Source organism: Pseudoalteromonas obscura, assembly GCF_030135505.1.
In the GTDB taxonomy this organism is placed as follows: Bacteria; Pseudomonadota; Gammaproteobacteria; order Enterobacterales; family Alteromonadaceae; genus Pseudoalteromonas; species Pseudoalteromonas obscura.
Genome location: NZ_JASJUT010000005.1, coordinates 186296 through 197553, shown reverse-complemented (window position 1 = coordinate 197553; position 11258 = coordinate 186296). Strand labels below are relative to the sequence as shown.

Annotated in this window: 7 protein-coding genes; 5 read left to right on the top strand and 2 right to left on the bottom strand. The window is 43.4% G+C overall.

Features of this window, described 5'->3' with window-relative positions; genetic code table 11:
- Positions 1–57: 57 nt before the first annotated feature.
- From QNM18_RS14085 to QNM18_RS14065, 5 genes are all read left to right on the top strand, one after another.
- Positions 58–867 (top strand): hypothetical protein, encoded by an 810-nt coding sequence (locus tag QNM18_RS14085; RefSeq protein WP_211011572.1) that lies wholly within the window; start codon positions 58–60, stop codon positions 865–867.
- Between the two features lie 91 nt (positions 868–958).
- On the top strand, positions 959–2110 hold the full coding sequence (locus tag QNM18_RS14080; protein WP_284137586.1) for an amidohydrolase family protein: 1152 nt from the start codon (positions 959–961) through the stop codon (positions 2108–2110).
- 2 nt (positions 2111–2112) lie between these two features.
- A complete protein-coding gene (locus tag QNM18_RS14075) occupies positions 2113–4254 on the top strand; it encodes a YcaO-like family protein (RefSeq protein WP_284137585.1) in 2142 nt (713 codons plus the stop codon).
- Between the two features lie 178 nt (positions 4255–4432).
- Complete coding sequence (locus tag QNM18_RS14070) at positions 4433–7285, top strand: MBL fold metallo-hydrolase (RefSeq protein ID WP_284137584.1); 2853 nt, start codon at positions 4433–4435, stop codon at positions 7283–7285.
- Positions 7286–7665: 380 nt separating this feature from the next.
- The gene (locus tag QNM18_RS14065; protein WP_284137583.1) at positions 7666–8421 is read left to right on the top strand and encodes a hypothetical protein; all 756 of its coding nucleotides are present in this window, start codon (positions 7666–7668) and stop codon (positions 8419–8421) included.
- A 183-nt stretch (positions 8422–8604) separates the two neighbouring features.
- Here QNM18_RS14065 and QNM18_RS14060 read toward each other — a convergent pair whose 3' ends face one another.
- On the bottom strand, positions 8605–9858 hold the full coding sequence (locus tag QNM18_RS14060) for an MFS transporter (RefSeq protein WP_284137582.1): 1254 nt from the start codon (positions 9856–9858) through the stop codon (positions 8605–8607).
- A 12-nt stretch (positions 9859–9870) separates the two neighbouring features.
- Positions 9871–11187, bottom strand: coding sequence for an NAD(P)-binding domain-containing protein (locus QNM18_RS14055; RefSeq protein ID WP_284137581.1), 1317 nt, complete (start codon positions 11185–11187; stop codon positions 9871–9873).
- Positions 11188–11258 lie beyond the last annotated feature (71 nt).

The following is an 11258-nucleotide window of genomic DNA, read 5'->3' as shown; positions in this document are numbered from 1 at the left end:
TCATCGAGTTGGTATAAAGTTTAATCGTTTCAATTAAATTAGATTAAGGACAACGCAATGCAAAATATCTACCAAAAAATAGTATCGACTTATTCAGTCTATGTCGCCGCAGGTTGGCTCGATCCTGAAGGGCCTTACTTTGTTACACTGCCAAAAAGCCAATCATGCCCCGACACAGGTCAACACAAACGATATCTAAAGTTCAATAACAACGGGGAAGTCTCAACATTTAATGAAATTTTGCCTCACTGTGAGCTATTAATTGACGATTTTAATGTTAATAACAGCAATATATGGAACCCATATTACTCTAGTCAGTGGGCAGGTAGCTTGAACAGTATTCATATTAAATTGCCTGTAGCCCCTCCAAAAGAGCAGCGGGCGCTAGCTATTTCTGTTTATGCCTCTATGTTCCCAACATTTATGGGTCTAGTTGCAGATGGCCACCCATATACAGACAATGATGATATGGATTGGCTGGCAATTGGTGAATACACCAACTCCATCATCACGATGGCATGGGAGGCACATGATTTAGGCGAAAATCCTAATCCAGATACTTTAAGCAAAGAGCAGCAAATACTCCTTAACTTCAGAGATATATTAACCTCTGAAAACCCCAATAGTGGCCAAGAGTTGATTGAAAAGTTTTTACAAAAAACATTGCCTTGGAATGTAAATATTACTTTTGAAACAGACCCCCACTTCAAATTTGTTTTCGATAGATATGAACCTCTTTTAAGCGTTTTTGAAAACATACCAAGAAACACCTTTACATATCACCCACCGGTAAAACCAGAAAATAAAAATGCGCAGGCCATTGCAATCAGTGAGTATTGCAAATTTACCAATGCAACGGCCTGCTGATTTTTAGTCCAAGTAATCGGACAAAGGTTGATAAGTAAAGACAATGCTTTACTTATCAGCTTGATATTTCTGTATAAAAATAGGGAAATCAATGACAATACTTATCCACGATGCAGATAGGCACGTGATAGAAACACCTGATATATGGCAAGACTATGTCGACACAGCTGAAATAAAAGGGTTTGAGTACAACTTAACCTATGACACTCAGCATAAAGCCGAACAACGCGCCTTGCGTCTTGGGCAAAGCGCAAGGGTTGTATTGCCACCAACATTAAAGCTTGGTGAATACCCCTTACTCAATTGCTGGAATGAAGACATTCAAATTGAAAGTGCGAAGGTGTTTCACAAAAGCATCGACAAACGTAAACGCGCAGCAGCGCCAAATACCATGCTACAAGATATGGACGATACGCATATTCACAGCGCTAGTTTATTTCCCAATGTAGCGAGTTATATTATCAATCATCAATCTATTAGCCACCAAGCCTCCATTGCCTATGCGAGAGGCTACAATACATGGCTTTACGAATATTGCAGCCACAACCCAGTACGTCTCAAAGGCGTGGGCCTGATTAGCCGCCACGACCCTAGTTCCATGATCAGCCAACTAGAAGCCATTGAAAAAATGGGTTGGACCAGTATCACGATGCGCCCAGAAATTATCGCCGGCCATCATCTTGGCAGTTCAGCGTACAACGAGTTTTGGCAAGCGTGTGAAGAAAAAGGGATAAGCATTGCGTTTCATGGAGGCTCCAATTTACAAGCTCCAACCGCAGGTACAGAACGTTATACGAGCCGCTTTGCATTACATGCATGCTCCCATTTTCACGAAATGCAATTGGCATTTTTATCTTTATTGGACGCAGGCGTACTAGAGAGACACCCAAAACTTAAATTAGGCTTTTTTGAAGCGGGCTCAAGCTGGCTATTAAGCTGGTTATGGCGGCTAGACAATATCTGTTATACCGAATTTCCGGGTTTAATTAACAACCGAATTAAAATGCGACCTTCTGAGTATTTCAAGCGTCAATGTTGGGTCACAATCGAGATGGATGAACCATGTTTAGCGCAGGTTATTAAAACCATAGGTCATGACAGACTGCTCTTTGGTACTGACTTCCCTCACCCCGACCATCTGCATTTCGACTATACAAATCTCGAAACCCAAAACGCCGACATTAAACCGGCTGAACTAGTAGATATTTTGCAACACAACCCAAAGCAGTTTTTTGGGTACTAGATATGAATACCTTTAATTGGCATCCAAAATTTCTAAAAGTAACGATAAGTGGGCAAGGTATTTTGCTAGTCGGCGAAGTTCTGTCTTATTTCTTAAAATTTGCACACTATCCAGGACTTGAGTTAATCGGCACAGATGGTAGTCAGGAGCAAAACGCGCAGCACAGCAACCGTAGCCACTTAAGAGCACATTTAAATCGTTACTCACCTCATTTATTGAATGCGGGTTTAATTTATGATCAAGCGACTACGGATTTTTTACCTCATTCATATTCCACAAGTCGACTGGCGCATCCAGTAACGCTGCAACACCATTCAAATTTGCCTGTGGTCAACTTATCAGCAGCACAGCCTAGCTTTTTGCAAGCTTGGCTACAGCTTTGCTCGCACGAAGATTTACTAAATGCATTTAACCTCGTGAATAAACCAACGATTATATTTGTCGATGACTTTACCCAGCCTGCAATAGACAGCATTATAGAGCAATCTACTCACTGGATTATGCTAAAAATAACGGGGGAAAGGCTATGGTTCAGCCCGGTTATTACTCAAAAGTGCAGCAGCTCATTGAACTGGTCACTGATAAAAACACGTATAGCCAACAATCAACCAGAGCGAAAAGTACTCTCACAGCTCAATAAAGCGCAACAGATCCCTTTTGAAAATCCGTTAGAGCTTGCGCCTGAACTACAGCAGCAATTGCAACGACTGCTGATAAAGCAGCTACAGAATGATAGTCATCACCTATGTGTATTTGTTCGTAAAACTCAGCAAGTCAGCTACCACCCATTTAAGCAGATCACCAGAGTGAGCATGGATACGCTTGAACAACGATTGGGGAAACCTATCACTTTGAACAAACGGGCTATCCAGTTTGACAACGATGGTGGCTCTCGAAGCTATTCACCAGAGCAAACATTAACTAAACTCCAGCCGTTGATAAGCCCTATTACCGGAGTCGTTAATTACTTTGCGTGCATGGAGCCACAGTCAGGTAAACCGCTAAAAACATATTGTGCGCGATTTTCAAAAACCCCTTCAGTGCGCCAACTCTCTAACCTGTCTTTAGCTGACTTCTCTATGGCTTGTGCAGGTAAAGGTGTTTCTGATACTCAATCTAAGGTTAGTGCGCTGTGTGAAGCAATCGAACGATATGCACCGCTATATCAAGGTAATGAGCCTTTATTTTTGTCGACCCAATCAGCGTTGGATGGACCAAGCTACAGTCCCCACGACCTGACGCCATATAGTGAATTGCAATACCGTACTTTCGAACACTCTCTGCACTCCTCTTGGGAGGAGAAGTATGCTAAAAAACCTTATCAAGATCAGCCAATTCATTGGCTAAAAGCATGGTCTATGTCTCAACAAAGCAGTATCTATGTCCCTATGGCATGCTGTATTTCCAATATGCCATTTAATGACGATGAGTATTGTTTATGGCAATCAAATGGCTGTGCTGCGGGCAACAATCTAGAAGAGGCTATTCTTCAAGGTTTGCTTGAATTGATTGAGCGAGATGCGGTTGCAATATGGTGGTATAACAAAATTAGTCGCCCAAGCTTTCCACTAGAAAGCCTGCCCGATAGCCTCATTGAAAAAGTTGAACAAACATTACCTAGTAATATGGACTTTTGGATTATCGACGTGACAAATAATAATCAAGTTTCGGTTATGGTCGCTGTTGCTCAAGAAAATAGAACAAAGAAGTTCACAATAGGGTTAGGTTGCCATCTCAACCCCGTTTTGGCTGCACAGCGCGCGTTGACTGAGTTGTGTCAACTTTATCCAAACCGTGATGCCAACAAGTCTCTATTCGACTTTGATAAAATCCCCAATGAGCCGTTTATGTACCCCGCACAAGATGGCGCAACCAGTAAAACTACCTTGGCCTACTGTGATGATATTAGTGACAATATAATTAATATTGTGGAGCAGTTAGCGCAAGTAGGGTTAGACACTCTAATTGTGGATCACAGCAGAGAAGATTTACCTATACACACGGTTAAAGTACTTGTGCCCGGCCTGTGTCATATGTGGCCGCAACTGGGTAACCAAAGACTTTATACACTACCTGTACAGTTAGGGTGGTTAAGTGAAGCAAACTCCGAATTGACACTCAACCAGCAAGGGCTTTACATCTAGCACTAATTACGAGGTTTTTATACCTCGTAATATTCCGAGACACTTGTTCCAGACATTGCACTTCATCAAATTCATATTGAGAACCAGTAAGATAAATATAGTGATTGTAGGTATTCATTTTGTTATTAATAAGTTGTAGCAATAACAAACTAAACAAAAATCGAAGGACCATTACGCTATGATACAAAGAGCAATTCAACTCTTACTCCTGTCGTCCTGGGCCGTGCTTTTAATAAGCACGAATCAGGCCTACGCAAACAACTGCAATTCAGCGCCGCAAAGTTACTTAAATAGCAACGGCGAGCTGGTTCTATACAGCAATTCATTTTGGAATACACAAAGTCTAGGTCGTTATAGTGCGAGTGTGAATACCATTACCGCAAACATGCCTCTGGATTTAAAAAGCAATACCAGCATGACAGATAAACAGCGAGCACAACAATTGCGCTGGGCTGTAAACGTGGCCAATAACATTACACCAAGCCCGGTACGTACCAAACTTGTCGTCGCATCTTGCCACTATGATTTTAGTGATGAACACACCGCACACCCAGATGCACCTGAAGATAAAATTCACAATGCATTTCTGCCAAAGCTGTTTATTGCGCAAAATAATATCACCATTGAAGGTAGCTCAGCTCAATCAAAACCTCGCTTGTATTATTCAGGGGCAGGCGCTGACGGGCTGCACCACGGGCGGGTGCTGCTGATGGTTCAAAGTAACAAACAGGGCATCACGATTAAAAACTTAGAGTTTGAGGGCGACCATAACTGGGACAATATAAAAACGCCTAAATTCACATTGCATGAGAACAACAGCCAGCTCTACTTCAATGGCCGAGATCGCCGCCTATGGTCAGGTATGATCATGGTTGGGCTTACGGGTGGCAGCAATGACGTCACCATCGACAATGTGATTGTCACCAAACCTGCACGAGCAGGCATTGCCATCGTAGGTGGAGCAACGGTACAAAACTCCATTATTAAAGGCGTCGTGCCGATGGCTAATAAAGACAATATGTTGGCTGATCTTGTTGATGCTTCGAAAGCCTTATCTACGTACCTAGATATTGGCTCTGCGGGTATGGGATTTCACTCTGGCATTGCACAACAATTCTCATATGGCCCTACCAATGTCTACAACAATACTATTCAAAACTTTGTCGAAGGCGTAAATGGTAACGGCTCAGAGTGGGTTATCACCGACAACGTGATCAAAGAAATTGCTGATCACGCAATTTATATTTTAAGCGCCATGAAGCCCTCCATTATTGAGCGCAATCACATCGAAATGATTTTAAGCGCTGCAATTAAGCTCGGTGGTTCGACTTGTAAAGACCCGGCTTCACAGTGCAGACTGCCAACAGATCCGCTCGATGAACAAACCCGCGCCGGGGCTTACAAAACACGGATCCAAAACAACACCTTCCGACTCATACCAAGAACATCCATATTATTGTCGGGCACTTTTAACACCATCGCTAACAATACCATAGTTCCTTACAACCCAGCTGATGACAAAAGCACAGGGGATTACTATAACCCTCAAAAAGATCCAGCAAATGTCTATCCAGACTTCTCTTTCTCGACATCTGGCGGGCAAACGCGAAAAGATAGTCAAAGACAAGATTATTGGAGCAACCATGTTGCCTATAACAATGTTGCCTACAACACCAAAGGTCATGAAGAACTGTCAATTTTTTTCAGTCAAAGGATGTCGACTCGAGACCGAAGCATTGGCATGAATATGGTCAAAGGTGCTGGGCAAAAGGTGTATTTCCACACGCGTAAAGACTCTCGCTACGCGCCGCTGATTTCAGTCTCTGGCGGTACCAAGCTATTTGCTGGTGGCAAAAGCGATTGTAGAGATTGTGTAGGTAACCCTGTTGCAAGCGGGTATCGCAGTAATTTAGAGCCAATATGGGCCAAAGCTGTGACGATGGAAAACCCAAGTGGCAACCGTGTTCCACATTTGCTCGTACAACTAGATAGCACACAAAACGATATCTTTTTAGTTGGTGAGTCAGGTATTCATGAAAAGGTCAATGCCAATGGGCAAGTATTAAACATCAAGGAAGTCGCTGATTTGGATGGAGATGGGCTGGATGAGATTTATTTCCAAGAAAACAACAGTAACTTATATGGTGCCAAACTATTTAATAGCCGTAATGATGTTCAAAACAGGCAGTTGAGCGATATAGCAAACACACGTTGGACGTTCCACAACGCCAATTCAGCGAGCTTAATTGCAAGCAAAGCTGTGTCATTTAATCGAGCAGGGCCAGACCAGCTTGTGACCAGCTGGACAGGAAATGGGGCAATATTGGGCTCTACTTTTAATGGCGCGGGTCACCCCATTGCGAGCAATCCGATTTACACTGGTTCAATCAATAACCCTGTAAAGATGCTGCAAGCTGCTGATTTATCTAATGCAGGTGAAACATTTGGGGCGAATCAGGAGCTCTACGCCGCTTTCAACGATAAAAAAATTGTTGGCATATATTGGGATGCAAATACATCGAGTTGGAAAAACCAAACGGTTTACGCAGGCACGCAGAGGCTATCGCTGATGGAGGCTGGTCGCCTAAGAAGTACAGATCAAAAACAGCGCATGTATCAGCGCTTTTACAGCAACACGATTTACGAAAGTAAACCTGCCGCCTCAGGACAGCTACCGGCATTTGGCACTGGCAGCTATTTCTACACAGGGTCGTCAACGAGTGACATGTTGGTGGCAGCTGATTTAAACCATGACGGTAAGCAAGAAATGATCAATCACTTTACTCAGCTCAATAACAAAATCTATTATGGTGGCGAACAAAACGGTTCATTAAACAGCACTATCGGCACTTTATATGACGGATTTACATCACCTAGGTTGATCACCCCTTACACAGGCACAGACAACCGAGAACGTGTCGTTACACTGTTCAACCGTGCATGGGCTATCTACCTATCTGAAGGGCTGCGCAGTACTGGCCACAATTACGTGAACTATGTTTACACCAAGGTATTGGCAAATACTCAGTAAAACTAGCGTTCAAGCAACACTTGTGCACACCTTGCACATTGTTGCTTGAATGAATTGGTATTTAAAACCATATCCTGTGGACCTGAATGGTCCACTTCTCATACTCCTAAACCAAAAACATGTACCAAACTTTTGTTTTCAGAACACAAATCACAGTGCGCTAATTCCAGCGCTGGTGAACAACGCTTTTATGCCATGCCACTTAATAAACAAAATAACTAGATAAAATACACTAACTTAATTATTTATCACTAAATGGCATACGCCTTGCTTACTAAAAAATGCTTGCACCATAGTAACTTCATACTAGCAAGCCTATCTCTATGCCATGAAAGGCAGATTTCAAAATATTAAAACGTATCTTTAAGGAGCAAAGAAATATGAAAAAAATCATCTCAGCGACGCTCATTGTCGCATCAACCTACAGTGCAACCGGCTTTGCACAATCCCATGCAATAGATGTAGATAAAATGCTTGAGCAAACCTTTGAACTCATTCAAAACAATGAAAATCAAGCAGCACTAAGTAATCTAAACTGGCTTGCCAAACATGGAACGGCGCATGATCCAAGATTTCACAATACCTTTTTAGATGTTGTACAACATCTTTGGCTCAATTTTGCATACAGTTATGCCCCAGCTTGGAAGTCGTATGACAAGGTATACAGAAGCGCTAAACAAGCGTTGATAGCAGCCCCGCAAAACTGCTCGGCCTTTGATATTGCCTTAAGCTTTGGCAACCTACCGCATAACGCCACAGATCACATTACACACTTGGAAAATACAGAGCAGCAATTTCCTGCTACGTGGCAGCGTTGTTGGACGGCACAAGCCTCTAGTAAAGCCATTGAATTCATCTCAGAGCCACTTATAACAGCTTATGTGGGTGATTTATCTGACCACTTTAAAATCCATATTGTAGACCAATTAAACGCGGTTTACCGCGATTGCGACGATCTACCGACTGAGACTTTGGTATGGGAATGCAGAGACGCATATAAGCTTCAGCTAACCAGCGCTTCGGCGATGTATCGCGAAGCGGCAATGATCCTGCATGATGATGTTTCTGAAGCGGGCCAAATTGGCGGCCACACCATTTCGCTTATGCTCCAATGGCAAGCACATGACAATCGTTAACCGGCCCACAAACCACTAAGAATAAACGCTGCATTTGCAGCGTTTTTTGACTATACGGCAAATATTTACGTATCAAAACGGCAATCAGCTGCCCACTTCACCGACAAATTCACTTTCAGACCCTGCTCTCAAACAACTTGGCGCACCTCCTTAGCAAATAAGTCGTCGCTGCTGACAAATGTCTCAACGGCTAAAATGAGCGAACTGCCTCACTAGCACAAAGCATGCAACAGCCACAATACCTATGCCACCGAGCACCAGCAGTACCATGTCATAGCTTTGCGTTATCATCCATATCCAAGCGGCTATAGCTGGTGCTCCCGCTTTAATAAACTGAATAGGCATACTCATCGCGCCATTAATTGCGCCATATGCTTCCTTCGTTAACAGCTCTGGAATTGCAATGCCTTTAACAATCGTCATCATTCCGGTAGCTGCACCAAATAGGGTAATAAGGGGTATTAACAGCCATACTTGACTAGGTAAATACAGCATACCAACAAACGTTATAGGGAGCGCCGACGTCGTCAGTACACCAAGTTGCAATGCCGATACTTTCGCCCCTGCAAATTTCAAGGCGACCCTGCCTAACACTTGAGCAGGCCCCAAAACAGCTAAAATAAGCACCACTTGCTGAGGAGAAAGTGCACTTTCAACTAATATGGGGTAGAGGTGAAATTTAAATGTGCTCGCCCCCGCAGCAAACAATGAAAAACAAAGCAGTAAGGCCCAAAAAATCGGTTGCTTTAAAGCCCATGCAACATTGATATTGCGACTATCAGCTTGTGCTACCACCTTGGTGTCTTTGGTTTTTATGATTCCTCTGGGTAATAAGCCATAGCAAATTGAACAGACAAACATATTTACGGCACCCAAAACCACAAAGGTTATACGCCAGCTAAAGTGTATTATTAGCAATTCTATAAATGGGATAAAAACAGTGCTGGCGAACCCTCCCCACAAAGTTAATGTGACAATTTTACCTTTGGCTTCCTCGTGCTGATGGTTAGCATTAATAACTGCGAAAGCCGCTTCATATAAGGTTGTGGCCTGAACGATACCAATTGCAGCAAATACTCCGTAGAGAAGCGATAAAGAATTGATCTGAGAACCTGCTATTAGTAAACCCCCCGCGACGATTGAGCCTATCACCATTACATTTCGACCGTACCCTTTGTCAATGAGCTTGCCTACCGGAATTGCCGCAAATGAAGAAAATAGCAAACTGATAGACAGCGCCCCATATGTCTCCGATTTCGCCCAGTTAAACTCACTGAGCATAGCTTGGGCTAGCTGTGGAAAGCTGTAATAAAGCGTCCCCCAAGAGCAGATCTGGGCAAAGCCCAGAAGTGCAATTGGAAAGCTACCTGCTGACTTTTTGAGAGCCCACGGCTCCCCCTGAGACAAGCCATATATCTTCGCTTTTAAGGCATTCATATTTGGTCCCGCTCAGCCACAACATGATGCTTCATTAGAGATGGTGTTTGAGTGGCAACAATCTAACTCGTTGCTTTCACTGCTACACACACCCGTTTTTGGTAGCACCAGCTCTACTCGCGTCGCGGCTTCTTCATCGCCAGCCAACTTTGCCGCAATGGACCTAACTTGCTCATAACCTGTCAACATAAGGAATGTGGGCGCACGACCATACGCTTTCATACCGACGATAAAAAAGTGCTTATCTGGGTGCGCAAGCTCTCTATACCCATGCGGAGGAACTGTACCACAAGAATGTAGATTAGGATCGATCAATGGCGCCAATGCAGCTGGCGCTTCCACAATGCTATCTAAATCAAGGCGTAACTCTCGCAGTATGCTTAAATCTGGTCTGAATCCTGCTGCGACTACGATGCGATCAACTTCAATAAATTGAACTTGTCCTGCAACAGTCGCAGATATGGCAAGTCCACTTGATGTGTGAGTTATTTTTTCAATAGCAAATGGCGCGAGTAAATCAAGCTGACCATTATCCACCGCACTTTTGGCTGCGGAGCCTAACTCTTGGCGAGCTGGTAGTTCATCATTTATTCCTCCACCAAGCAATTTTTCTAAATGGTTGGTCCGTAAGCCCCAAACAGCTTGTGTTTCAGGGTATCGCTTTTGCAGTTTTAGTAACTCTAATATGATGTTAATGGCGGAATGGCCACCACCTAACACCAATACACGTTTACCTGCATAGTCAACTTTGTTCCGTCCAACGACATCGGGCAAGCCATACCAAATTGCATCTTTGTTAATGATTTCACCAGGCACTGGTAAGCCATCCAATCCAATTGGATTGGGGTTACTCCATGTCCCTGAGGCATCAATCACAGCTTGAGTAAGTATGACTTCTGTTGTTCCATCACTATGTTTAATATGAACTGTGAACAAAGCCTGATCACGCTCTTTTGAGAAGGATTTGGCATGAGTGTGTTTTGAAACTGCAATCACTTCGGTTTGAAGTTTGATAGCGCTCGCAAGTTCCGGTGTAGACGCAGCCGGTTGGAGGTATTGCTCAACAATATCATGACCAGTTGGCAAGCCCTCGGGATCCGGTGCTTGCCAACCATTGTTTTCTAATATCACTCGAAGCTGTTGATCTATTACGTATTTCCAAGGGCTAAATACACGAATATGTCCCCACTGCGATATGGCTGAGCCCACTGCACTGCCTTTTTCAATCACAATTGGCTGTATATTACGAGCAAGGAGGTGGGCGGCCGCACTTAGGCCTACAGGCCCTGCTCCAATAACGACTGCGGAGCTAATTTCATTTTGATTCATTGTAAACTCATCTTTAAGGCTAATTTACCTATAAGACGGTTGTTTTTTTCGAAAGACGAAACCGTGCAAGA